Genomic DNA, 23,777 nt, shown 5'->3' on the forward strand with positions numbered 1-23,777 from the left:
TGCCTATCCAGGGAGAGAGATATGAGCCTAAATATCATGCGGCGCATCAAGTTTTGCGCCGGGCACCGACTACATAAACATGGCGGGAAATGCGAGTTTTTCCATGGCCATAACTACGTGGCCGACTTCCACGTCACCGGCGACCATGTCGACGACGTGGGGCGTGTGATCGATTTCGCCGAGCTGAAACGCCTGTTCAAAGGGTGGATCGACGAACACTGGGACCATGCGTTTCTGCTGAACGAAGCAGACGAGAACGGCATTCATGCGTTGAAACAGGTGGTTCCCTGCAAGATGTACATCCTGCCGGCCAACCCAACCGCCGAAGGGATGGCCACCTACTTGCTGGAATCGGTCTGCCCGAAGCTGCTTAAGGGAACCGGTGTGACCTGTGTGAAGGTGGCTATCTGGGAAACGGAAGACAGCTTCGCAGAAGCTAGCATCGATACGCCTAGCCGTGTCCAAGAGCAAGAGGAATGGTCGGAACCGATGGTTTCGTAAGCCCATAGCGGCGACTTGTTAGAGCGAGAACCCCATGCCTGAAAGCATAGCCAAGATTGGCATCGTCACCGTTTCGGATCGAGCCTCGCGTGGCGAGTACGAAGATCGCGGCGGCCCAGCGATTCGGCAATATCTGGAAGAAGTGCTGACGTCTCCCTGGAATGGCATCGCTAAAGTCATTCCCGACGAAAGGGACATGCTGACGCAGACCTTGATCAGCTTGGCCGATGATGTGGGCTGCTGCTTGATCATCACCACCGGCGGCACCGGCCCCGCCAAGCGGGACCTGACGCCCGACGTGACCGAGCAAGTTTGCGATCGGATGATGCCAGGTTTCGGCGAGCTAATGCGGAAGGTCAGCCTAGAGAAAGTTCCCACCGCGATCCTTTCGCGTCAAACGGCCGGCCTGCGTGGCAGTTCGCTGATCGTCAATCTGCCGGGGCAACCGAAGGCAATTGCCGAATGCCTGGACGCTGTCTTCCCGGCGATCCCTTACTGTATCGACTTGATGGAAGGCCCTTATCTCACCACCGATCCCGCCCGGATCGAAGCCTTTCGGCCCAAGAAGAAGTAGCCTTCGAGGCTGCTGAAAGAAACCCGCACTTCGCGACAAAAAAAGCGATACGAGATTTTCGTATCGCTTGATTTGCTATTCACAAGTTCAGCTCATACAGCCAAGGCAATTACTTCATCGGCTGAAGACCGATGCCGCCCATGTGGGCTTTCAAGTAATCGGGGCTATTCAGACGAGCCAATTGACGCTGTACGTACTCTTTGCGGCGACGGATTTCCTGCTTGGTTTCGTCGTGGGCATGCGTCGATTCGGCCAGGAAGTCGTCGAGCGATTTCATGTGCCGCTGCCACAGTTCGATATCTCGCTGCTGCTTCGTAGTGAGACGTTCCAAGTACCAGTCGCTCTTCAACAGTGAATCACAAGTGAACATCTCTCTGAAGTCGGAATCGTGGACCGTTTTTCCTTCGTAGGAACCTTCGGCCATGATGTACAGCAACGCCTTTAGCGGCGGGCAAGCCTCATCGATCGAACCATCGTCCAAGTACCGCTGCGCGACGCGCTGCTGCACCTCGGCGATATGTTTGATCCCATCGACGTAGGCATCCATATCTTGCGTTTCCGGCTTGAGGATCGACTCGTCAAACACACTTAGCGGATAGTCGAACACGCGGCCGAAGAACATCCGCACGAAGGTCTTCGTAATGCGGTAACCTAAGCGGCTGCCTGGGATCATTTCTCCTTCGTGCTCGAAGTCGGCTATCTTTTCCAACATTCGTTGCCGAATGAGGAATTCAGGATCACGTTCTTCCGACGTCAAGCGGCACCAAACTTCGGGAATGAGAAGACTGATATCGTGATCGACACGAACGTTCGGCCCAATGTGGCCAGCAGCCGTCGAGAAACCAGCCAAGCCAGTCATGATGTAGCCAACCAAAGCCTGATTCAAATCGGCTGTGGGTCGTAAGCAGTTGAACGGCCCTTTGGTCAGTGCCCCTTCGCTACCAGCACCGGTTGTCGACGGACTCTTGCCGGTTAACGAGGCAATGAAGTCCATGAACAGCTCAGGCAGTTCCTGGTAATGAATCGGCCCATATACGGCCAAGCCTCGAATACCTGCTTCCTTGTCTGGCGGATTGTTCCGCCGCCCACACAACACCGCCGAGACTGGCTGGTAAAGCGGTTGACTTGGCTTCAACTTGCGATACAAACGGGCCCCCATTTCGCCGACATACTTCGGCAAGGGATTTTCCAAATCAGGGCGTGTTTGCAAATAGCGAGGGTTCTTCGTCGGCACCCCGTTAACCAGGCGAGGATTAGCGGAAGAGACCACATAGCTTTCGTCGCTGGCCAGGAACTTAAACAGAAAGTCTTCCATCGGCTCGGTGAATCGATCGAAGTCGACCGCTCGGCGCGCCATCTCGTCGACGTACTCGTGCGTCAGTGCCTCGAAGTTCGAGATGAAGTTATCCGACTTGGCGAGATCGCTTTCTGTCTTCCTATCAAACCCGCGATGAATGGCATCGTCTGGCCGCTGGAACAAGCGATTCTCGCAGTTGATGGTGAACTTGGACGCAACTCCAGGCCCACCTTCAATGTCTTCCAACATACTATTAGGAACGATCACCGAAGCACTAATATCGTCTTCGGTCTGTACTTTGTCCGAGGCCATGAAGTCTTGCCGCAGCTTGTAGGTTCGCCAGCGTCCTTCCTCGTTGAAACCAACCCGCAAGTACGTTCCCACTAAGCGGCGATCCAACACCTTCAGTTCGTGCCCAGGCACGCCGTTGACGATATCGACACCGAAGTAATCACGCCAATTTTCGCCCCATTCTGGCAGCATAAGCCGCTTGATAATAAAGACGATCGATGTGATGTGATGCGGGATGTCCCGCAGCCACTCGTTGTACTCCTCGGTGTAATCGATCGACGGCGTCAGCAGTTTGATCACACTGCCCAACGTTCGATTTGGGGAAAGCACTGGCCGTGACGGGCGGACGGAATAATCAGGCTTCTTGTTGGAATCTGCCTTCCAGCGATTCGAGTAGTCCTTCTCGAAAATCGCCTCGACCATGTCCATATCTTTGTAGATATCGGACACAAAAATCGGGCCGTACAGGGTGTAGTCGGTCAGCGATTTGCTGATTTCGCTTTTTCCCCCGCCACTCACCGTACATGGCTTATGACAGAAAACCCCTTCAGCGGTCGAGCCTACCAAACGCCAACTTGGTGCGGCAGGGTGTTTTTCCATCCGAATTTTATAGCCAGACGGAGCAATGTAATACTGATTCGGAAGCAGTGGCAAGCGATGTTCTTTACCATCGCGTGTCCACTTGATGCACTGGTCGAGCATGGTCGCCCGGGCGTCTTCTGGAATGTAGAAAACTTCCGGATGCAACTTGTCGATCCCGTAACCCTCCGGTTTGAAATCAATCAGGTCGCCATAGTCTCGCTTCACGTCATCAATTGTACGTCCGTTGTAACGCTGGCTGTTGACCTTGAAGTCGTCCCCCAGGTTCCAACTGGTATAGGCGATACAGCCGCCAGCGTGCTCTTCTTCGGTGTCGCCGTACAAATTGGCCGCATAGCTAATCTGCGTTTTGACTTCCTTCTTGCAGTAGCCAAAGTAGTTGTCGGCAATCAGCGTGACCACAACGCCACTAGCGTCGCGGCAAGTCAATTTGAACGCTTGGCCATCGTTGTAAAGTTCGCCGTCCTCTTTCCAGCACATCGAATCTTGACGTTGGCGTGGGGTGGCGTCGTCGTAGTGAGGCAGACCCAGTTCTTTCTTGGTGTAAGTCCCCAAGTGCGGCGCAAGGATCACACAGCCGGTGTGCCCGGTCCAATGTTCGACATCGAGCGCGGCGTTGTTATCGCTGATGTAGGGGTCGCCGGCATTCCCAAATATCGATTCGACAAAGTCGAGATTGCTCACCAACAAACCAGGCGCAAAGAAGCGGACTTCCATCGTCTTCTCTGGCGTTACTCCCGGCACTTCAGGGCACACAATCGGTCGCAGCAATAGCGAGACCGTGCTGTACGCGGGATGATCGCAATCAGCCGTGAAAGGCAACAGCGTGTCTTCCTGAGGCGGATTAACCGCGATCTGGAACATCTTCATGAAGACTTCCCGCGGCACGGCCCGCTTGTCGCCTGCGATGGGCAAGCCACCCTCGGTTACGTGGAATGTTCCCTTTGTCGTGCGGCGGTCGTTGCGGGGATTATGCAATACACCGTTAGCCACCCGGTACGACTCGACAAGTTCGCAGGTAAACGAAGATCGGTTGACCGGCAGAGAAAGCTCACGGGCAACGCCATGCCGCTCCAGCGTTAAGCTTTGCCGGGGAAGTTCCAAAGGCGTTTCGGGCTTTAAGTCGCCGAAGTAGCGGGCCAAAAAGGCTTCAATCCGCTGATCGACCGGCGCGGGGCGGTCGTACAACTTCCGCGTCTTTTCGTGATAATTGGCCAACAATCCCCGGGCCAAGCCAACGAACTCGACTTCGCTGTCATCCAACGCCGGGGGCAACTCGTTTGCGATGAGTTGCAGATTGATGTACCGGATTAGGTGCTGTCGTTCCGTCTTCGGATCAACAACTTCGCCTGGTTGGCGGATACCAAGTGCTTCTCGAAGGTCCATGGTCGCACCGCATTCTAAGGATCAAAAATTGGTCGTTGCGTCGACAGATCCTACCGCACAAATAGGTATTGGTCACGGGTCACCACATTGCGGCAAATACGAATGGAAAACCATTCCGCCTTAGGCGGGCAATAACGGCAATTGAATTACGGCGGGATCGAAATTTTTTCTGGTACCAGCGATGCCATCATCGGATTATTCTGATGATGGCGATAATCACAGGCCGTTATCAGCCTGTTCATTTTCTGCGTCGCGAGCGCGTGCAAGGCGTGAATCCGCAGGCATATCCACTCGATATGTCGAGGGATTCACAACGCCGCAATCGGCCCAATCTCAACAACGTAACCGATCTGAGAAATTCAACAGGCTGTTAATCCTCGACCGGCAGAAAAGCTCGACTAACGCAGCCATGGTTGGCTTGCGATACGGTAGCCGAGAAGTCAGCCAGATAGCCTCTCGTGCGCGGGATCTCAGGCGCGGTCCACTTACGGCGGCGTTCAGCCAAGATGGCGTCGTCGACGTGTAAGGACAAGTTGCCGTTGACCAAGTCGAAAGAGATTTCGTCGCCGTCTTCCACCAAGGCAATCGGTCCACCAACGGCAGCTTCCGGTGCACAATGCACACCGATCGCTCCGTGCGAAACGCCTGAGACACGTGTGTCAGAAATGAAAGCCACTTTGCCGTCAAGCTTTGGCACTGCCAGAGCGGCGGTTGCGACCAATACCTCCGGCATGCCAGAAGCGACCGGCCCCAGATAGCGCAAAACAATTACCGTGCCAGGCTGGATCTCGTCTCGCTCTACCGCTTCGGCAATCTTTCGCGCGTCGTCGAAGCAGATCGCTTTTCCGCGGAAGGTCGGCTCCTTCATACTCGACACTTTAAACACAATTCCGCCGGGAGCCAGGTTGCCGAAACAAATCTGCATATCGGCATACGGCTTGAAGGGTTTCTCAACCGGCACGATCAAATCTTGATCCCAAGAAACATCCGGCACGTCTGCCAGATTTTCGGCCATTGTCTTGCCGGTTACCGTGATGCAATCTCCTTGGAGCATCCCTTGCTGCAACAGATACTTCAGGAATATCGGGGTGCCACCCAACTTGAACAAATCGAACATTGTTCGTTTCCCGCGTGGTGCAAAGCTGCACAGCACAGGCGTTTCGCGACAGATCGTTTGGATATCTTGTAAATGGAAATCGACTTCCGCTTCCCGTGCCAACGCTAATAAATGCAGCACTCCGTTGGTCGATCCCCCCATCGCCGCGACGGCTCGCGTTGCATTGATCATCGAAGCACGCGTCACGATATCTCGCGGCCGGATATCCTCGGCGAGAAGTCGTTTGACCATCGATCCGATGTTTTGGCATTCCGCAATCTTCGAGGGATCGTCCGCCGGATTGGAACTAGAATAAGGAGGCGTTAGCCCCATCGCTTCCAAGGCAATGCCCCAAGTGTTGAAGGAAGCAGCGATGCCACATCCGCCTGGCCCTGGGCAAGCGGTTCGCAAGATTTCATTCGCCTCTTCATGCGTCATCGCCCCCACACTAGCTGCGGCTTGCGAATCGTACACATCCAAGATCGAAGTATCTTGCCCGCGATGACAACCTGGCTTAATGCTACCGCCATTGATGATCAGCCCAGGATAGTTCAGCCGCGCTAAAGCCATGGCAAAACCAGGACCATTCTTATCGCAGTTGTGCATGCCAATCAGAAAATCGTAGCCGTGCGCGCTGGTTACACATTCGGCGGCGTTGGCAATCATATTCCGCGATGGCAAGCTGGCATTGCCCCCTTCTTGCCCCTGGGTAATGTTATCGCTGACAGCGGGGGTGCCGAAAGGAAAGCCAATCAGCCCTTCCTTCGCCAGACCTTCTTTAATTAAAGAAGCCAGCCGATAAGCATGCACGTTACAGAGATTGCCTTCCAGCAAAGGCACCCCAATCCCAACTTGCGGCTTGTGAAAATCTTCCTCTTGGAAGTGCAAACCGTAGTAAAACGCAGTGACACCGCGTTGCCAGCCTTGGGTCAGGTTACGACTATTCCAGTTGAGTGGTCGGTCCATGAGAAGCTTCAATCTTGCCAGGCATGAAAGGAATGGTAGGGACTTGGTAGTATGGTGCCTGGAAGCTCAATACTCAACATGGGCAGGAAAAGAGTGCCGCATGGCGTGAATTCGGCAACACCCCAAAACACACTGGCCAAGAAAACAAAAACGCCGGCCACGTAGAGGTTTCGCGGCTCGGCGTCTTGCTCATCCCATAAGTTCGCTGCCCAAAAAGACGAGCAAACACATGCGGGGGTGTCAGCTAGGAGTGACTTCAATCTTGCGTGGCTTGGCGTGTTCAGACTTCGGAATCGAAACCATCAAGACACCATTCTTAAAGCTGGCAGTGACGTTCTCTTCGTCGACCGGAGTCCCCAGCTTCAACACGCGTTCAAACTTGCCGTAGACATGCTCAACGCGATGATAACGACGATCTTCCGATTGTTCTTCCGCCTTACGTTCGCCAGAGATCGTCAGCTTGCCGTCATGAAGTTCGACATTGACATCTTCGGCGTTCAGACCGGGAAGCTCTAAATCGATCTGATAGGCATTTTCCGATTCCGAGATGTTCATCGCCGGCAGCCAAGCACCGGAAGCACTTTGCCGCACCGGGCGGAAGAACGACTCGAAAAGGTTGTCCATCTCGCTGTGCCAGTTGGTCAGGGGATGCGACTTCGATTCGGATTGTGTTTGTGGACGTACCATTTTGATCAACCTTTCCATAACAATTCCTACAGAAGTTGAAACAAAAACTCGCCAAATTGTTCGTTAAACGAACTGGCTTGATGTTTGATTTAAAGTGCCTTCTTGCGAGGGCACTTCACCAAAATGCAAGAGACGTACCAATTCACATTCTTCTTTTCGCTCGATTTCGCAAATCACGATCTTTCAACAAGTTGCGACAACAACCTCATGTCGTTAGCTACTTATCGCCATCCCAGCTCCCCCTGCCAAAATGGCACTCTTTGCCAAATCGACAGCATGAATCGCTAAATTGCTACAGGATTTCATTCGGCAGCGACCAAGAAGCCAAGGCCTCAACCAAAAAGCCCAGTCTAAAGCTGGCACACTTAAACCGAATAGAAATACCCGGCTGCTGACAAACAGCTTCCTAGGAACGTCCTGACATTCCTTCCCGTTTTTCTGCCGGGAATCTCTTGACACTCCGCCGGAACTCACCTAAAACAAGATGCAACTGAGACTCAGTTTCATCTTGAGGCCGCAGCCAGCACCCGCCTTTGCGATGCCAGCCACGCTCGTGACGTACAAGGAGGCGAATTGTTCGCTCCTTGTTGTTCCCCCTGGTTTGGTTATTTCAAAGGCTATCTACGATGTCGACTCCGTCGTCTCGCGCTGCATTTACATTGGTTGAACTGTTGGTGGTGATCGCCATCATCGGAATTTTGATCGCCCTGCTCCTCCCTGCCGTCCAACAGGCCCGCGAAGCGGCTCGCCGGATGAGTTGCTCGAATCAAGTCAAACAAGTTGGATTGGCAATACATAACTTCCACGATACCTACAACCACTTTCCCTACGCGATGAGAGATGCAATTGACGCCGATAGCACTTCGACCTACGAAAGTGGCTGGGTGTCAATCCTTCCCTTCCTGGAACAAGATGCCGTTGCGCAGCGCTGGGATCCAGAAGAAAAACGAAACAGCACGAACGATACCGATGGCGATGGCTGGACAAATGCGATGCTCCAGCAAGAGATCATCCCGACATACCTTTGCCCTACCATGGTAATGCCAAATGGTGAGCTACTAGAAAACCGAGCACCAAGCAGTTATCAATTTTGCTCAGGCACCCCTGATACTTCCTTGTTTCAATACGCCAAATACTACAACGTACCAGAACCAGCTTATGACGGTGCCATTATCCCTATAAAACTAAAGGATAATGAAAGCCCCAATCATCGCGCCCCTACCAAATTCCGCGACATCACCGATGGAACTTCAAACACATTCATGGTCGGCGAGACAGATTTCATGCCCCAGGGTGTTCCCTCTACTAGCTATGGTGCAGTTTGGGCATACGGTTATTTGTATGGCTGGGGTTCCGCATATTACCCGCTGAACAAGCATAACCACACCTCAAGTGTTAATGGCGGATTCCGCAGCCAGCATCCAGGTGGCGTGATGTTTGGTTTGGTTGATGGTTCAGTGCGGTTTGTTGCTGAAACCATCGATAACGACATCTACCAAGCAATCAGCACCCGAGCAGGTGGCGAAGTTGCCCAACTCCCCTAACGCATAGGCAAACGGCAGGCGAGCGTACATTCGGCTTCCAGCCCTATCAATACTCGCCTCTTTCTTTTTCCCTAACGCGCAATGCCTATCCGAGGAAACCAAGCTATGCGAGCGTTTTGCTACTGGCTGACCTGCATGTTCCTAATAGGGATTTTGGCCTGTAATCAAAAACCCTCGGCTCCTAAGACCACCGCGAACGAGACATCAGCACTAACCGTTGAAACTTGGAAGACGCTGCCGATACCTGAAAAGTACGATGGCGCTACGCTAGAACGTCTCCGAATGCATGACGATAAATTGAAGTCAGAACGAGCCTGGAAGAAGTTCATGCACGATGTTATTGGTCCAGAAATGCGAACCGATCTCCCCAGACCAGATCTACAATAACGCGATAACATGAGGCAGACTCCTCAATCGGCAACTGGGATGGAGTTGCCGGTTGAGGAGCTTTATTCACAACAAACAAAAAGCCGAAGCAAACGCTTCGGCTTTATTCGTTTTTGATCGCAGGCAGGCCTTTAACCGGGCGACTAGGTCAAACCGGTCAGGGCCCCCTCGCCGCAGTAGTCAGGATTGCCAAAAGACTTCAAAGGGTAGCCCATAGCTTCGCACATGCTCATTAGCAAGCGGTTGTGGGGCACCTTCTTGTAATCTATGGCCTGGCCCATCTTGAAGCCGAGGCCGCCACCCACTAGCACAAACGGGATATCGTTGTGGGTGTGAGAGTTCCCCTTGCCTAGCTCGTTGGTCCAGACGATGGTGGTGTGATCGAGCATACTGCCGTTGGCCCCCGGCTCTGGCGTGTCCGCCAGGCGTTTGGCCAGGTAGGCGACTTGTTCGCAGTACCAAGTGTTGATCTTGATCAGCTTCTCGTATGCGTCCTCGTTACTGTCCGGCTCGTGCGATAGGCCATGGTGCCCTTCGTCGATTCCCAACCACTTCATCTTGGGCTGTCCGACGCTGTTGGTGATTTGCAGCGAAGCGACGCGGTTCATGTCGGCCACAAAGCCGTTGACCATCAGCTCGATCTGCATTTTGGTAATCTGCGGAATGTTGTCGTTATCTTCACGCACATTCGGCGGCAGCTCTGGAATGGCATGATCAAGCTCGGCCCGTTGATCTTTGCTCGCCAATTCGGCCTGCAGTTCCAGTTCGACCTTCCGCACCATTTCCACATGCGAATCGAGGAGCTGGCGATCTTCGACGCTGATCAGTTTTTCGACCTTCTTAAAATCGTCGGTCAAGTCGTCGAGCACGCTGGCCAGCATTTCGCGATTCTTGGCCTGACCATACATCTTATCGAACATCTGATAGGGGTCGTCGATCGGAGCGACCGGCTGATTGGGCCCGGCGTACGACCAGCGCGTCCAGGTATCGGCCCGATCTGGCACCATCACGCCGAACTCAAGCGAGCCGAAGCGGGTTTGGCTAGCAGCGTTGGCTTGCAACTGGTTTTTAAGGTATTGGTCAATGGAAATGCCCATGGCCCAACCAGCTGGCGTATCGGAACCACCTTGTACGTCACCAGGAAACAGCTCGATCCCGGTCAGCAAGCAGCCCATGCCACGCATGTGCCCGTCGCCGTCCCCTTTAATTAGGTTGCCGACCCCCTTGATGGTCATCGTTTGATTGCGGAACGGTTCTAGCGGTTTAAGAATACGCTGGAAGTCGAAGTCCGCGCCCACGTTCTTTGGCCAGAAGTGATCCGGAATCACACCGTTCGGGCTGAAGATGAAGACCAAACGCTTCTTGGGTTTCACCTCAGATGCCCACCCCAAGCTGGGCAGGCCCATCAGTAAATTTGCGGCGGCAAAACTGATGCCCGTCTTTTGCAAAAACTCACGTCGTGAGAATTGGTTGAGCATATCTATCCTGCGATCTTCTTGGAGTGGGGTTCCAACGCCGAAATCACTGCAATCTCGACTAGAAGCGAGCGAATATTGAATCCGCTCTCCTTGAACTTGCGAGTTAAATCATCCAGCTTGTCTGGGCCATAAGCAGCCACTGGTTGTTTCACAAAATATTGAAACGCGCGACTAACAAATGCTCGGTGAGCATCTTCACTCGAGGCGAGATAATTCGCGACTTCTTCCGCGTTTTGAAACGTAATCTCTTGACCATCGCGGGTGGTATACGTGCCACTGCTATCGACCGCCTTGTCTTGATCTCGCACACGAAAGCGGCCCGCTGCATCGAAGTTCTCGAGGGTAAACCCCAAGGGATTGATTCGCGAGTGACACACCTGGCAACTCTCAGGACTGGTTTGCAGCGAAACTCTTTCACGCGTTGTCAAACCAGGATGCAAGTCCGCACTCAAAGGCGAAAAGGCAGCGTTCGGCGGACGTAAGGTTCGTCCGAGCATGTAGCGAATCAAAAAAACGCCGCGATGTATGGGCGAAGAGGCATCGGTGTAAGCCAAACCGCTCATGATATAGGGATGCGTCAACACGCCCAATCGAAGCTGGCCATCGTCGCCTGTCTTCCGCATGCGTTGCGGGCCCGGTCCGCGTGGGAGCTTACCTTCTTCTGTTACGGCTGCTTCCGCGTCCGCCACCGGCTGCCACGACTCGCCGTAGAAGTCCGCCATGCGATCGGTTGAATACGACCACTTAGCCAGGAACAACTGACGATAGTCACTCGCTTCGCTCCAGACGATATCGTCTAGGAAGCGATCGAGCGAAGCCCGCAGATCACTTACCAGTTGTTTGTCGAAGCCTGGGTAGCGGACGTCGTCCTTGGTGATATCGCCAATATGGCCAACGTTGAGCCACTCATGCAGCATCTCACGGGTTTTGCCCCGAGCCCGAAAGTCGTTGACCATTCGCCAAGCAGCTTCGCGGACCTGCTGTTCGTTTTGCAGTTCGTTTTTTTGAACCTTTGCCAACAACCATTTATCTGCCGGAATCGAATCGAAAAAAGTCAGTGCCAAACGATTGGCGGCACGCTGTGAAACCGAGTCGGTCGCGTCGGTTGCAGGGTATAGAAACCGTGGCGATTTGATCGTCATCAACACGACCCGCTTGATCGCATCGCCATCGTCCGGGCATGCGGCGACCTGCCGGTTGATATACAGCTCTTGCAATTCTTCAGATAACTTCGTGCGAAATGCCGTTTCGACTAACTCGGTGAGGAAGTTCTTCAGCCGCAAACGGTTTTCGTCGGAGACGTCTTTGTGGCGACGACGATAATCAGGCCACAGCTCTTCGGTAGCCACATGACCGAACTCGACTGCCGCAGCGGTTGTGGAATCGTCCCATTGGCGATCAACGCTAATCCCGCGTTCAAAACCGTAGCTGCGATCGTCCGGAGGTAGTTTTGCCTGAAGCGAGAAAGTGGGCTCGACCGCCCAAGGAATCAAGTTCCGCCGGGGAATCAGTTGCTCAGTCCCATGCGGTGGCACCCAGGAAACCGAAATGCTGGCTGGCGGCTGTTCTGTCTTTCGCTTGCGTTGGATATAGTCGATCTTGAATGGATAAGCACGCCCCGCCGTAAGCCGCACCACTTCACGGAACTCGGTTTTGTCGCCTGATTGCACGTGATTGTCGATCAGTTGTCGCCCCATTTTGCCGAAGTCCATCGTGAATGAGACGGTGCTGCGAACGATGATCTCGTAGTCGCCGGTTTCTTCGGCCAAGATGCTTCCGGTCCAATGAATAAAGAAGTCTTCCTTGTCGATCCCTTCGCCAGGGCTCTCTTTGCCAAAGTCGAAATCGATGGTGGGATCAACCCTTTCGATTTTCTTGTTCTCGTTCTTCCAGCGCGAACCGGTGAAGTAAATTCCCTTCACTCCCCGTTCATCTGTGTAGGCCGTGTTTCCATGAAAATGGCCATACAAATCCGCCAAGCTCTGCCGAAGCTGGTTCCCGGTCAGCCGGGCCAAGGTGATCTTCGGAGGACGATTCCGAATTCGGGCTGCTTCGCTGTAGAAAGCATGATGCATGTAGGCCGCGACCGCTTCCGCCTCTTCGGCCACGCAGGCCTCTTCGTCCCCTTCAGGCATCGTTTTTGTAATCTGGCTGGCAAGCTCGCCTAAACTGGCATCACCCACCAACGGAGCTTCATAAGCCCCAGCAACCCCTTCCCCCTGACCACCATGGCAATCGACACACAGATTGGTGTAGATCCGCTTGCCTTTTTCGCGCAGAACATCCTCGTTCGCGCCGACCGACTGCGCGCAAGCAGTTATCAAAAGCAGCACAAGCGGTAATCGCAAGTGATTTGAGGGAAAGTAGTTAGGCATAGGCAACCTGGCAGCTAGGCGTACCAAAACCACCGTCGATGCTTCTTAAGGAAACACCTTCGGGGAGGCAGGCTTGGCAGGGAGGTGGGAAATGGGGCGGGAGGGTTTATTCATTCCAAGCGAGCGGAGCCATCATACACCATCGACGAACCCCGTCACTAGTTATTCCTGAAAAAACCCTGGCCGCTTTCATTTGCGATGTCCGCACCAAGCGTTACCAAAGGATTATTCTCAGGGTACCTTTTATTTTACCTGAGCCCCGGGGAAGAAGTCCAACGAGAAACCCCATCGGAAGGCCAAAACTTGCGGCGAATCCCCACAAGCTCTATCGGGTGGTAAGTTCGGCCGTTTCGTGCGGATTCGCCGGTTAGATTTTCCGCTTCTTGCCTTTCTTTTGACTTGCCTGCTGGCCAACTGCCGCCGGAGCATAGTCAGGATTGGATTCGCTAGGGACGATAGCCCCGACGTGTTTGTGCCAATCCAGAAGTTCCCTGAGAAGCTCGTCTCGCTTTTCAGGGTGTGAAGCAGCCAAGTTGTGTTGCTCGCCGATGTCGTCTTTCAGATTGTAAAGCTCCACGGCACCGTTCTCAGGCAGCTTTTCTTGGCCACCATCAAGCACCCACTCTTCATGATAAAGATGAAGCTTCCAGTGATCTTGATTGATCACCGACACCGGGCGAGAACGAAACCCCGTCTGCACATCAAGCTCTCGCCCGCGAATGACCGGGGTGTTCAGATAGCCAGGAAAGTGCCAGAAGATGGCGGATCGCTTTAACGAACCCTCCCCAGTCAACAGCGGCAACAAACTCTCCCCATCAAGCACCTTGCCTTCCGGTACCGGGATACCAGCGGCAGCGAGCATGGTAGGGTAGAGATCAAGTTGAATCACCGGTACGTCACAGACGCTACCCGGCTTTACCTTGCCAGGCCAACGGACGATAAACGGTTCACGAATTCCGCCTTCGTAGTATCCCCCTTTGTTCCCACGAAGTGGTTCCTGAGGAGACTGTGGCGTTGCACCGTTATCGCTGGTGAAAATGACCATGGTTTTTTCCGTTAGCCCAAGCTCATCGATTTTCTTGAGCAACCGCCCGACACTTTCGTCCAAGTCATAAGTACAAGCAGCATACATGTTGGCTTGGTGATACTTCCCTTTCTCTTTCTGCTTGAACTTCTCCAGTGTGCTTGGCTGGCCTTGCAGCGGCGTATGAATCGCATGATGGGGCAAGTAGCAGAAGAACGGGCGATCCTTGTTCTTTTCGATAAACGCACATGCCTTGTCGGTAAGTGTGAAAACCCCTTTAGGATCTTCGGGCGGCCCCTTCTTGTTCGTTTCGGTACCTTCTTTTAGTTCGCCGTTTCCGAAAGAATCGAAGCTCTCAACAAAGCCTTGCTCAGTCGGCTTGGCCCCTTGTTTGCCATCTAGATGCCACTTACCAAAGTGCCCCGTCACATAGCCGGCCGCTTGCAAGGCCTCGGCCACGGTAAGGTTATCGGCACTTAGCCCATGGTGATTAGGAACCGGTACCAGGCGCATCTCATTCTTCGGGCCGCGATCGGTGCTTCCCACAGCGTACAAATGATGTCGCGGCGTATATTGGCCAGACATCAAGCAAGCTCGGCTAGGAGCACAATTGCCAGCGCACGCATACGCGGCGGAAAAGACCATGCCCTCTTGGGCAAACTTATCCAGCACTGGCGTCTCGTAGAAATCGCTACCCTGATAGCCGACGTCTTTCCACCCCAAGTCGTCGGCGTAGATCAGCAAGAAATTAGGGCGATCGTCCGCAACCAGCAAAGAAACGGTCAACAGCAGAAAGCCAAGCGAAAGCAATGCCGTGCGAAACATAAACGATACCAACAACAAGGGCCGACAAACCAAAGTAACGCCGTCGGCCCATTGTAATCGATGTGTTGGCCAATCACACGGAAGTTCTATTCCCGCTTGCCCTCTTCCTGATCAGGCCGCTGCTGGCCTCTTAACGGCCTTCGACGCTGAATGCTTTGTGCCGACTTAATTGGCTCCGAGCTGACTTTCACCGTCTTGCCCAAGAGAATTTTATCGAGAAATGCCTCAACGCGTTGATTTACTTCCTGCCCAGCGAAACCGTGCCCGGCTCCTTCTACGGGGACAAATGTCGAATCAACCCCCGCCTTTTTCAGAGCCTCATGAAAATCAACCGATTGCTGATAGGGAACCGTCCGGTCATCGGTACCATGTAAGATCAAAAACGGTGCGTCTCCTTGCGACACATACGTTTGCGGAGAAGCCCCTTTGGCTACCTCCGGTACCTCTTTCACCGGCCCACCTAAAAGCTTGCTCTCCGGTGAATCAGCGGCGAAATGACGCTCGAATCCCGGTGGATCTCCCATCGTCAACATATTCGCGGGGCCGAAAAAATCGATCACTCCGGCAACCTGCAAGCTTTCATCGGTATGCGGTCCTAACTTGCCGTCGAGCTCTGCGACATCGGCAGAAACACCTAACATAGCGACCAAATGCCCGCCGGCAGAACTGCCCCAGACCACGATTCGTTCAGGATCCCAGTGGTACTTCTCGGCGTTGGCTTTGACCCAACGCAGGCCCGCTTGGCAATCGTGAATCTGAACCGGCCAACTTGCTTGATCGGTTAAACGGTATCCGAGCGATACGGCCGCAAATTCGCCACTGCGGACCAAGGGTATCGCGCGGTTCAAAAACGGGCCATGGGTTCCTCCCTGCCAGCCGCCACCATGAATCAACACGATGACCGGCAGTGGCTTATCGGTCGCCGACTTTTCGGGGATCGCGATATCGAGCTTCTGCCGAGGGAGGTTTTGGTCGGCATACGGGATATTCCGTGTAACTTTAACTCCCTCAACCATATCGCCCGTCTGCCCCTCTCCTTGCGCCTGCAGAGCCCTGCGACGGCTTTCAAATGCGGCAAATTCCTGCTTGCTTACGCTGCCATCGGAATTGGTATCGATCTGATCGAACAAACGCTGAGCGGCGTTTGGCAGTTCGTCTTTTTCAATCTTCCCGTCCTTGTTTCGATCCAACCGGTTGAAGGATGGCCCTTGCTGAGCCCACGTAGTCGTCGCCATAAAAAGACACAAAACAAGCCCATACGTCGGCATATACGCATTCATAGACAGCCCCCTGGAAGCTGGTGTGAAAAGAAAAGGGAGTGAATAGGAGAGGTGTCTTTTTAAAAACACCGCCAATTCGTCAGGGTATCGCGCAGTATGTTACGAAAAGAAACGCGAGGGAGGTAACTACCCTAGTTTAGTGCCCCTCTGAAGTTGCTTTTGCCACATGATCCTCGCAAGCAACTGGCTCTTGGCAACGCTCCTTTTCGGGTATTCGGCTGCACGAAGGAGAAGGGTTCGAGCATGCGTCGCAGATAGGATTTCCCACCGAGTCCTTGAAGTTGTTCAATCCCCCACAGCTTCCTTTGATCCGGCGATTGCTGAGAATCACCCCAATCGCCATGCCGGTAAGAGCAATGGCAAACACACCGACGGTGATAAGCAACATAGAGAGCATCGGAAGTGTTCCTCGTTAGTCCAGTTGATACTGTTGCCAAGCGGTAGTCGACTTTGATTCGACCGTCCCGTCTTCTTTGCGAATTTGAAAAAAGGCGGCAAGCTTCTGCTGTTCCGCTAAATTATATCCCGCATCCGGCCCCAAGACCAAAAGCGCCGTTGCCCAGCCATCAGCCATCGCACAGCGGTCGTGCAGCACACTTACCGAGGCCAGGTCATGCTCGACCGGTCTGCCGGTCAGAGGATTAATCGTGTGCGAGTAACGCTCGCCTTCGTGCATAAAGAAGTTGCGATAGTCGCCAGAAGTGGCCAAAGCCTTGTCGTGCAGCCCCACGATCTCGTCGTACTCGCCAGCCTTTTCGGTGGGCAGTTCGATTCCAATTTGCCACGGTTCGCCGTTAGGCTTGAGCCCGGTGGCCCTTACCTCGCCGCCGATTTCGACCATAAAGTCCGTCAGCCCACGTTCCTTCAGCAGTTGAAAGACAACATCCACGCCGTATCCCTTGGCGATCGCAGAAAGGTCAACATAGACGTTGCCCTGACTTTTCTGCACGGCCAACAGCTCGTAATGGGTTTTGACTTGCTGATACCCGACAAGCTTCTTGGCTTCTGCAATTTCTTGATCGGTCGGAAAGTGCTTGCGGTCTTTATCCGGACCAAACTTCCACAAGTTGACAACGGGGCCTACGGTGACATCAAACGCCCCCTTGGTGGCGTCGCTGATCGACTGTGCATCGTCGATGATATGGAGCAACTCGGTAGAGACCGGCACCCATTTCTCGGCAGGAGCCTGATTGAAGCGAGACAACTCGGATTGGGGATCGTAAGTCGACATCTGGCGATTGACCTCGGCCAAGAGCGAGTCGACTTCCTTCTGCAGATTCTTCAGCTGATTTGGCAACTCTCGCTTGATTACAGCACGTACACTGTACGTGGTCCCCATCGTTTCTCCACGGATCGTTTCGATCGCAGGAGTTGTGGGAGCTTTCTGGCAACCAACTAAAACGGCCAGCCACAAAAGGCTGGCCGTGATGATCATTCGCATGATACGTTTGCGAGCCGAATTCGCTCGCCGTAGGGGCTTAGCCACCAAAGTCGTCAAAGCGGATGTTCTCCGGTTCGACCCCCAGGTCGTCCAGCATCTTGAAGACAGCCTGGTTCATCATCGGCGGACCACACATGTAGTATTCGATATCTTCGGGCGCCGGGTGATTCTTCAGGTAGTTCTCTAACAGAACCTGGTGAATGAACCCTTTGTAGCCAGTCCAGTTATCTTCCGGCAACGGATCGGACAAAGCAATGTTCATTTTAAAGTTCGGGAACTCTTTCTCGATCGCTTCAAATTCGTCGAGATAGAATAGCTCGCGAACACTACGGCCACCGTACCAGTAGCTCACCTTACGGTTCGTCTTACGCTGTTTGAACAACTCGAAGATATGGCTACGCAGAGGAGCCATACCAGCACCACCACCGATGTAGAGCATTTCTGCGTCACTATCGTTGATGAAGAACTCGCCGTAAGGACCGCTGATGGTCACCTTGTCGCCTGGCTTGCAGTTAAAGATATAACTGGACACCTTGCCCGGAGGCGTGTCTTCTGGCGCTCTTGGCGGTGGCGAAGCAATACGGACGTTGAGCATAATGATGCCCTTTTCGCCCGGGTAGTTGGCCATCGAGTAAGCACGAATAACCGGTTCGTCCACCTTGCTGACGTAACGCCAGAGATTGAACTTATCCCAATCTTCGTGATATTCCTCTTCGATGTCGAAATCTTTGTAGCACAGTTCGTGCGGTGGCACCTCGATCTGGATATAGCCACCGGCCTTGAAGTTGACCGCTTCCCCTTCGGGAATCTTCAACTTGAACTCTTTGATGAACGTGGCAACGTTGCGGTTCGAGATGACCTCGCATTCCCACTTCTTCGTTTCCAGGGCTTCGTGCGGGACCTCGATCTCCATGTCCTGCTTGACGGCGACCTGACAGGAAAGGCGATAACCTTCGCGTGCCTGGCGTTTGTTGATGTGCGAGCGTTCGGTCGGCAGAATATCGCCACCACCACTCTTCACTCGGACGACACACTGGGCACATGTACCACCGCCACCACAAGCGGAAGAGACGAAGACCCCTTGATCGGCCAGGGCATTAAGCAGCTTTCCGCCTGCCGGTACGTCGATGTCCTTGGTGTGCTCGTTGATGTCAATATGCACATCACCAGACGGAACCAAGGCTTTCTTGGCCAAAAGAATGACCACCACCAGGAGCAAAACCACCCCGGTGAACATCGCCACGCCTAGAACTATCGTTCCCATATCTAACTATTCCTGATGCCAGGTTCGCTATTTTTTTGTGCTGACAAGTGGCCAGTCTTACTTGATCATGCCGCCAAAAGACATGAAGGCCATTGCCATCAAACCAGCGGTAATAAACGTGATCCCCAGGCCCTTCAGCCCAGCAGGCACATCGCTATATTTCAACTTTTCTCGAATACCAGCCAGCGAAGCGATTGCCAACGCCCAACCGATACCAGCAAACAAGCCGTAATCAACGCTTTCAATAAATGTGTAGTTGCGTTCGACCATGAACAACGAACCACCCAAGATGGCGCAGTTCACGGTAATCAGCGGCAAGAAGATACCCAAAGCGTTGTACAGGGGCGGGAAGTAGCGATCGAGCGCCATTTCCAGAATCTGAACGATCGCCGCGATCACGCCGATGTAGCTAATCAAACCGAGGAAGCTCAGATCCATGTCCTTCAAATCGGAACTGATCCAAACCATCGCTCCCTTCTTCAAGAAGAAAGAGTAAAGCAATTGGTTGGCAGGGATAGTAATTGCCATCACAGCAATCACCGCCACACCAAGCCCCAGGGCCGTTTTCACGTTTTTGGAAACGGCGAGAAAGGTACACATCCCCAGGAAGAACGCCAGAGCGAGGTTCTCACTGAAAACGGCCTTCAGTGCAATGGTTAGCAAATCAGCCATGGCCTAACCCTCCGATTCCACTTGTTCCGGGCGGAACGTGCGGATAACCCAAATAATGAAACCGATCAAGAAGAATGCACTCGGCGGCAACAGCATCAAACCATTGGGCTGGTACCAGCCGCCATTCTTTGTCAGTGTAAAAATTGTGATTCCAAACAACGAACCACTACCGAACAGTTCTCGGAAGAAACCGACGACCAACAAGATCATCGAGTAACCCAAGCCGTTACCAATACCATCCAGGAAACTGATGCCTGGAGGATTCTTCATGGCAAATGCTTCCGCCCGGCCCATCACGATACAGTTGGTGATAATCAGCCCGACGAAGACCGAGAGCGACTTGCTAATCTCAGGCAAAAAGGCCTGCAGAAACTGATCAACCACGATCACCAACGAGGCGATGATCGTCATCTGGACAATAATTCGGATGCTGCTGGGAATGAACTTGCGAACCAAGCTAACGCCTAGGTTCGAGCAGCCTGTCACGGCCGTCACCGCCAAACACATCGTCAGTGCGGTTTTCAAGTTCGATGTCACGGCCAGGGCGGAACAGATCCCGAGTACCTGTAAGGCAATCGGGTTGTTGTGCATGACCGGGTCGAGCAGAACGGACTTTGGAGATGGCGAATTAGCCATTGGAGTTCTCCTTCGATTCAAGCTGTTTGAGATAGGGACCGAAGCCTTCTTCGCCCAGCCAGAAGCGGACAAAGTCGTTCACACCGTTGGTCGTAATCGTGGCACCGGAGAGACCATCGACTTGCTCGTCGCCGGTTCCCTGTCCCTTAACGACATGAATCAACACTTTCCCATCTTCGCTACGAAGCTTTTTACCAGGCCACTGAGCTTTCCATTTCGGATTGTCGACTTCACCGCCCAAACCTGGGGTTTCACCTTGCTTATAAAATGTGATCCCCTTAGCGGTCTTTAAGTCGCCATCCAGAGCTAAAAAGCCGTACATGGTCGACCAGAGACCTTTACCATAGATAGGCAGCACCACTCCATGCAGTTCACCATCGTCTTCAATCACGTAGACAACGGCGTACTTCTCGGTCTTAGGAATACCCGGCAAGCCAGTGACTTGGCGATTTAGCTTGTCGTTGTCACGAGCTTCGTCTGCACTGTATTCACTTGGGTTATCGATGCCAGCTTCTTTCAACTCTTCATCGGAAGCAACTTCGCCGGTGTCTAGGTTGACGATCTGACGCTTGATCTTTTTGAACTTTGCGTCGATCGCCGCATTGTCATCGCCTGGCTCGAGCAAACCAGCTGCAGCCAAAACATTCTTTTGCTTATCTAGCCGCTCGTTTTCCAGCTGATATGGCTTCAGCAAGACCGCAGCCGAGCTGACCACCACCGAGCAGACCACGCATAACACAGCGGCAACCACAATGGTTCCGAGAACACTATCACGTCGCATAGCGGGCCTTTCTTCGATTGATGTTGGCTTGCAGGACAAAGTAATCGATCAGCGGAGCCATCACGTTTCCGAACAAGATCGCCAGCATGATCCCTTCAGGGAAGGCCGTACCAACGCTACGAATCAGAATCGTCATCACACCAATCAGGATTCCGTAGAACCACTTACCGGTCGTTGTCATCGCGGCTGAAACAGGGTCGGTTGCCATAAAGACGGTACCGAACGCAAAGCCACCAATCACCAAGTGCCACCAAGGAGCCATGCCTAATAACAGCGGATTGCTGACGTCAAAACCATTGGCAACACCCATCAGCAGCAGCGAGGTACCGACAGCACCGATAACACAGCTCAACATGATTCGCCACGAACCAATGCCGGTGGCAATCAGGAAGGCAGCACCCAGCAAACAGGCCAGCACCGAGGTCTCGCCCATAGAGCCTTGAATCCAGCCCATGAAAGCGCCAAGCCAGTTAATCCCATGGACATCGACATGCGACAGAGCGTCTTGCATGGTTGTGCCAGCAGGGGACGAAGCTACGACACCCAGCGTTGTCGCTCCGCTGAAACCATCGGGCGAAACCGCAGTCCAGGCCTTATCGCCGGTCATGTCGGTTGCGTACGAGAAGTAGAGGAACGCACGAGCAGTCAATGCCGGGTTCAGGAAGTTCTTCCCGGTTCCGCCGAAGACTTCTTTACCGACCAACACGCCAAACCCGATCCCGACGGCAACTTGCCAGAGGGGAATCGTGGGGGGCAGAATCAGCGGAAAGAGCATCCCGGAAACCAGGAACCCTTCGTTAATTTCGTGTTTACGAACGATGCTGAAGATCAACTCGATCGTACCACCGACGGTCATCGTGACGATGTAAACCGGCAGAAAGAAGATCGCCCCCAAGACCATGTTACTGATCCAGCTACTGGGGTTGTGCTCCAGCCCGGTCATCACGAAGAGCGACTCGTGGAAGTCGGCCATCGGCGCGGCACCTTTGGCGATCTGCAAGTTGGCCTGATACCCGGTGTTCCACAGGGCCATGTAAATACATGGAATCAGGGAGAGAACGACGAAAATCATCGTTCGCTTCAGATCCAAGCCATCGCGCACGTGGGTCAAACCCTTGGCACGATCTGGTGGCGTGTACAAAAACGTATCCGCCGCTTCGTACAGCGGATAGAGCCGTTCCAACTTTCCCCCTTCGAGGAACATTGGCTCGACCTTATCGAGCATTCCGCGTAGTAATTTCATGGCTATCCTTCGGCTTCAATGCGGGTCAGGTTCTTCCGCAGAATGGTACCGAAATCGTGTTTACCTGTATCGACAAACGTACAAAGAGCGACGTCTTCTTCTTCCAATTCGAGCGCCCCAAGGGCCTGAGCCGAATCGGTATCTTCCACAATCAATGACTTCATTAAGGCGGTTGGCTCAATGTCCAACGGCATGACCGTCTCGTAAACCTCAATCGGAACAATCGCCCGGTGGCTGCCGTTGGCGGTTGCGGTCATTGGTAGCTCGCCTGGCGAGAAGAACGATGCGAACACCGACTTTACCGAGAACTTTTTGAATCCAGGTGCCAACCAGCCGAGCATTTCGCGATGGCCACCTTCGCCCAGGACTGAAACCTGGTTGTGATATCGCCCCAAGTAAGCTTCGACGCCTTCCGATTGGTAACCGCAAAGAACCGAACCAGAGACCTTTCGCATGGGCCCTTCGGTCAGTTGATCTTTCGTCAGATCTTCGATGCTGGAACCAAGACGCACCTTCAACAGACGTGGTTCCTTAACACCTGGACCAGCCAGCGAGATGACTCGCATCGGATCAAGTTCGCCGGTGCGGAACAAATGGCCGATGGCAATCACGTCTTGGTAACCGAGGTACCAAACCACGCGACCAGGACCGGCTGAGTCGAGGAAGTGAATGTGTGTACCTGGCAAGCCGGCGGGGTGCTTACCTTCAAACTCGACCGCATCAACAAAGTCCAGCCCTTCCCCAGGCAGCGCCGCCCCAGGAGCCTGGCAAACGTGAACTTTGCCTTCGGTCAGCGTGCTGATCGCTTCAAGTCCGGCAATGAACTCGATTTCGCTTCCCTTAATGATTGGGGCCGCTTCGGCCGCCAAGGGATTGGTGTCCATAGCCGTAACAAAGATCGAGCGCGGCGAAGTGCCGGGAGCGGGCACCTTACCATAAGGACGCGTGCGGAAAGCGGTCCACAAACCTGACTGAATCAGGTTTTCCTCAACCGTGGCTCGGTCCAGCTGCGTTAGATGATCTTCGGTGTAAGAGGGGAAAGCGACTTTATCGTCCCCCTCGACCTCAATGACGACCGAGAGCAACTTTCGCTTAGCACCGCGATTAATCTCGACCACTTTGCCGGCAGCTGGCGCAGTAAATAGGACGCCTGGCGTTTTCTTATCTTCAAACAGCGGTTGGCCAACTTTGACGATGTCCCCTTCGGTGACCATCATCGTTGGCTTCATGCCGATGTAGTCTCGTGCCAGAATGGCAACCCTTCGGACATCGGCGATCTCTTGCACCGACTGTTTTGGCTTGCCTGAAATCGGCAGATCCAGGCCTTTGCTAATCGTGATCCGACGTGGCATCTTGGGCCTCACTCCCGTTTGGGAGGCTATGGTTCAAAACACTTGCAAGGAGGGACATTGTGAAAACTATCACAATG

Annotated in this window: 19 protein-coding genes; 4 read left to right on the plus strand and 15 right to left on the minus strand. The window is 53.5% G+C overall.

Annotation, left to right across the window (positions count from 1 at the left end; all coding sequences use genetic code 11):
- Positions 1-21: 21 nt before the first annotated feature.
- Together DTL42_RS12965 and mog are read left to right on the plus strand one after the other, a co-directional pair.
- Entirely contained in the window at positions 22-501 is a 480-nt protein-coding gene (locus DTL42_RS12965; protein WP_114369142.1) for a 6-pyruvoyl trahydropterin synthase family protein, read from the plus strand.
- 34 nt (positions 502-535) lie between these two features.
- Positions 536-1,075 (plus strand): molybdopterin adenylyltransferase, encoded by a 540-nt coding sequence (gene mog / locus DTL42_RS12970; protein WP_114369143.1) that lies wholly within the window; start codon positions 536-538, stop codon positions 1,073-1,075.
- Between the two features lie 109 nt (positions 1,076-1,184).
- Here the strand turns inward: mog and DTL42_RS12975 are convergent, their stop codons facing one another.
- From DTL42_RS12975 to DTL42_RS12985, 3 genes are all read right to left on the minus strand, one after another.
- Entirely contained in the window at positions 1,185-4,649 is a 3,465-nt protein-coding gene (locus DTL42_RS12975; RefSeq protein ID WP_114369144.1) for a hypothetical protein, read from the minus strand.
- Positions 4,650-5,019: 370 nt separating this feature from the next.
- Entirely contained in the window at positions 5,020-6,711 is a 1,692-nt protein-coding gene (locus tag DTL42_RS12980; RefSeq protein WP_114369145.1) for a dihydroxy-acid dehydratase, read from the minus strand.
- 240 nt (positions 6,712-6,951) lie between these two features.
- Entirely contained in the window at positions 6,952-7,398 is a 447-nt protein-coding gene (locus DTL42_RS12985) for an Hsp20/alpha crystallin family protein (RefSeq protein WP_158545358.1), read from the minus strand.
- 674 nt (positions 7,399-8,072) lie between these two features.
- On the opposite strand from DTL42_RS12985, the gene DTL42_RS12990 reads away from it, so the two are divergent.
- Together DTL42_RS12990 and DTL42_RS12995 are read left to right on the plus strand one after the other, a co-directional pair.
- Complete coding sequence (locus tag DTL42_RS12990; RefSeq protein ID WP_234824193.1) at positions 8,073-8,942, plus strand: DUF1559 domain-containing protein; 870 nt, start codon at positions 8,073-8,075, stop codon at positions 8,940-8,942.
- Positions 8,943-9,047: 105 nt separating this feature from the next.
- Complete coding sequence (locus DTL42_RS12995; protein WP_114369148.1) at positions 9,048-9,329, plus strand: hypothetical protein; 282 nt, start codon at positions 9,048-9,050, stop codon at positions 9,327-9,329.
- 143 nt (positions 9,330-9,472) lie between these two features.
- Here the strand turns inward: DTL42_RS12995 and DTL42_RS13000 are convergent, their stop codons facing one another.
- The 12 genes from DTL42_RS13000 to DTL42_RS13055 all read right to left on the minus strand — a co-directional run bounded on the left by DTL42_RS13000 (position 9,473) and on the right by DTL42_RS13055 (position 23,700).
- Entirely contained in the window at positions 9,473-10,807 is a 1,335-nt protein-coding gene (locus tag DTL42_RS13000) for a DUF1552 domain-containing protein (protein ID WP_114369149.1), read from the minus strand.
- A gap of 2 nt (positions 10,808-10,809) precedes the next feature.
- A complete protein-coding gene (locus tag DTL42_RS13005; protein WP_114369150.1) occupies positions 10,810-13,182 on the minus strand; it encodes a DUF1588 domain-containing protein in 2,373 nt (790 codons plus the stop codon).
- Between the two features lie 367 nt (positions 13,183-13,549).
- Positions 13,550-15,031 (minus strand): sulfatase, encoded by a 1,482-nt coding sequence (locus tag DTL42_RS13010; RefSeq protein ID WP_114369227.1) that lies wholly within the window; start codon positions 15,029-15,031, stop codon positions 13,550-13,552.
- 86 nt (positions 15,032-15,117) lie between these two features.
- Positions 15,118-16,266: an alpha/beta fold hydrolase gene (locus tag DTL42_RS13015; protein WP_158545359.1), complete on the minus strand. Its 1,149-nt coding sequence runs from the start codon at positions 16,264-16,266 to the stop codon at positions 15,118-15,120.
- A gap of 181 nt (positions 16,267-16,447) precedes the next feature.
- Complete coding sequence (locus DTL42_RS13020; RefSeq protein ID WP_147274264.1) at positions 16,448-16,708, minus strand: hypothetical protein; 261 nt, start codon at positions 16,706-16,708, stop codon at positions 16,448-16,450.
- A 15-nt stretch (positions 16,709-16,723) separates the two neighbouring features.
- A complete protein-coding gene (locus DTL42_RS13025; RefSeq protein ID WP_234824194.1) occupies positions 16,724-17,752 on the minus strand; it encodes an FAD:protein FMN transferase in 1,029 nt (342 codons plus the stop codon).
- A 37-nt stretch (positions 17,753-17,789) separates the two neighbouring features.
- Positions 17,790-19,016, minus strand: coding sequence for an NADH:ubiquinone reductase (Na(+)-transporting) subunit F (gene nqrF / locus DTL42_RS13030; protein ID WP_114369153.1), 1,227 nt, complete (start codon positions 19,014-19,016; stop codon positions 17,790-17,792).
- 57 nt (positions 19,017-19,073) lie between these two features.
- The gene (gene nqrE / locus DTL42_RS13035) at positions 19,074-19,688 is read right to left on the minus strand and encodes an NADH:ubiquinone reductase (Na(+)-transporting) subunit E (RefSeq protein ID WP_114369154.1); all 615 of its coding nucleotides are present in this window, start codon (positions 19,686-19,688) and stop codon (positions 19,074-19,076) included.
- 3 nt (positions 19,689-19,691) lie between these two features.
- Positions 19,692-20,324 (minus strand): NADH:ubiquinone reductase (Na(+)-transporting) subunit D, encoded by a 633-nt coding sequence (locus DTL42_RS13040; RefSeq protein ID WP_114369155.1) that lies wholly within the window; start codon positions 20,322-20,324, stop codon positions 19,692-19,694.
- Complete coding sequence (locus DTL42_RS13045) at positions 20,317-21,105, minus strand: Na(+)-translocating NADH-quinone reductase subunit C (RefSeq protein WP_114369156.1); 789 nt, start codon at positions 21,103-21,105, stop codon at positions 20,317-20,319. Before DTL42_RS13045 ends, DTL42_RS13040 begins: the two co-directional genes overlap by 8 nt.
- Positions 21,095-22,348 (minus strand): NADH:ubiquinone reductase (Na(+)-transporting) subunit B, encoded by a 1,254-nt coding sequence (locus DTL42_RS13050; protein ID WP_114369157.1) that lies wholly within the window; start codon positions 22,346-22,348, stop codon positions 21,095-21,097. Before DTL42_RS13050 ends, DTL42_RS13045 begins: the two co-directional genes overlap by 11 nt.
- A gap of 2 nt (positions 22,349-22,350) precedes the next feature.
- Positions 22,351-23,700, minus strand: a complete 1,350-nt coding sequence (locus DTL42_RS13055) for a Na(+)-translocating NADH-quinone reductase subunit A (RefSeq protein ID WP_114369158.1) — start codon at positions 23,698-23,700, stop codon at positions 22,351-22,353.
- Between the last annotated feature and the right edge of the window lie 77 nt (positions 23,701-23,777).

Source organism: Bremerella cremea, assembly GCF_003335505.1.
Taxonomy (GTDB): domain Bacteria; phylum Planctomycetota; class Planctomycetia; order Pirellulales; family Pirellulaceae; genus Bremerella; species Bremerella cremea_A.

Bases quoted from the DNA above. Each gene is read 5' to 3' on its own strand.
- DTL42_RS13025 (WP_234824194.1), bottom strand. From the start codon at position 17,752: ATGCGAATGATCATCACGGCCAGCCTTTTGTGGCTGGCCGTTTTAGTT.
- DTL42_RS13005 (WP_114369150.1), bottom strand. From the start codon at position 13,182: ATGCCTAACTACTTTCCCTCAAATCACTTGCGATTACCGCTTGTGCTG.
- nqrF (WP_114369153.1), bottom strand. From the start codon at position 19,016: ATGGGAACGATAGTTCTAGGCGTGGCGATGTTCACCGGGGTGGTTTTG.
- DTL42_RS13020 (WP_147274264.1), bottom strand. From the start codon at position 16,708: ATGCTCTCTATGTTGCTTATCACCGTCGGTGTGTTTGCCATTGCTCTT.
- DTL42_RS12995 (WP_114369148.1), top strand. From the start codon at position 9,048: ATGCGAGCGTTTTGCTACTGGCTGACCTGCATGTTCCTAATAGGGATT.
- mog (WP_114369143.1), top strand. From the start codon at position 536: ATGCCTGAAAGCATAGCCAAGATTGGCATCGTCACCGTTTCGGATCGA.
- DTL42_RS13055 (WP_114369158.1), bottom strand. From the start codon at position 23,700: ATGCCACGTCGGATCACGATTAGCAAAGGCCTGGATCTGCCGATTTCA.
- DTL42_RS13040 (WP_114369155.1), bottom strand. From the start codon at position 20,324: ATGGCTAATTCGCCATCTCCAAAGTCCGTTCTGCTCGACCCGGTCATG.
- DTL42_RS13000 (WP_114369149.1), bottom strand. From the start codon at position 10,807: ATGCTCAACCAATTCTCACGACGTGAGTTTTTGCAAAAGACGGGCATC.
- DTL42_RS12985 (WP_158545358.1), bottom strand. From the start codon at position 7,398: ATGGTACGTCCACAAACACAATCCGAATCGAAGTCGCATCCCCTGACC.
- DTL42_RS13010 (WP_114369227.1), bottom strand. From the start codon at position 15,031: ATGTTTCGCACGGCATTGCTTTCGCTTGGCTTTCTGCTGTTGACCGTT.
- DTL42_RS13045 (WP_114369156.1), bottom strand. From the start codon at position 21,105: ATGCGACGTGATAGTGTTCTCGGAACCATTGTGGTTGCCGCTGTGTTA.
- DTL42_RS12980 (WP_114369145.1), bottom strand. From the start codon at position 6,711: ATGGACCGACCACTCAACTGGAATAGTCGTAACCTGACCCAAGGCTGG.
- DTL42_RS13050 (WP_114369157.1), bottom strand. From the start codon at position 22,348: ATGAAATTACTACGCGGAATGCTCGATAAGGTCGAGCCAATGTTCCTC.
- nqrE (WP_114369154.1), bottom strand. From the start codon at position 19,688: ATGGCTGATTTGCTAACCATTGCACTGAAGGCCGTTTTCAGTGAGAAC.
- DTL42_RS13015 (WP_158545359.1), bottom strand. From the start codon at position 16,266: ATGGCGACGACTACGTGGGCTCAGCAAGGGCCATCCTTCAACCGGTTG.
- DTL42_RS12975 (WP_114369144.1), bottom strand. From the start codon at position 4,649: ATGGACCTTCGAGAAGCACTTGGTATCCGCCAACCAGGCGAAGTTGTT.
- DTL42_RS12965 (WP_114369142.1), top strand. From the start codon at position 22: ATGAGCCTAAATATCATGCGGCGCATCAAGTTTTGCGCCGGGCACCGA.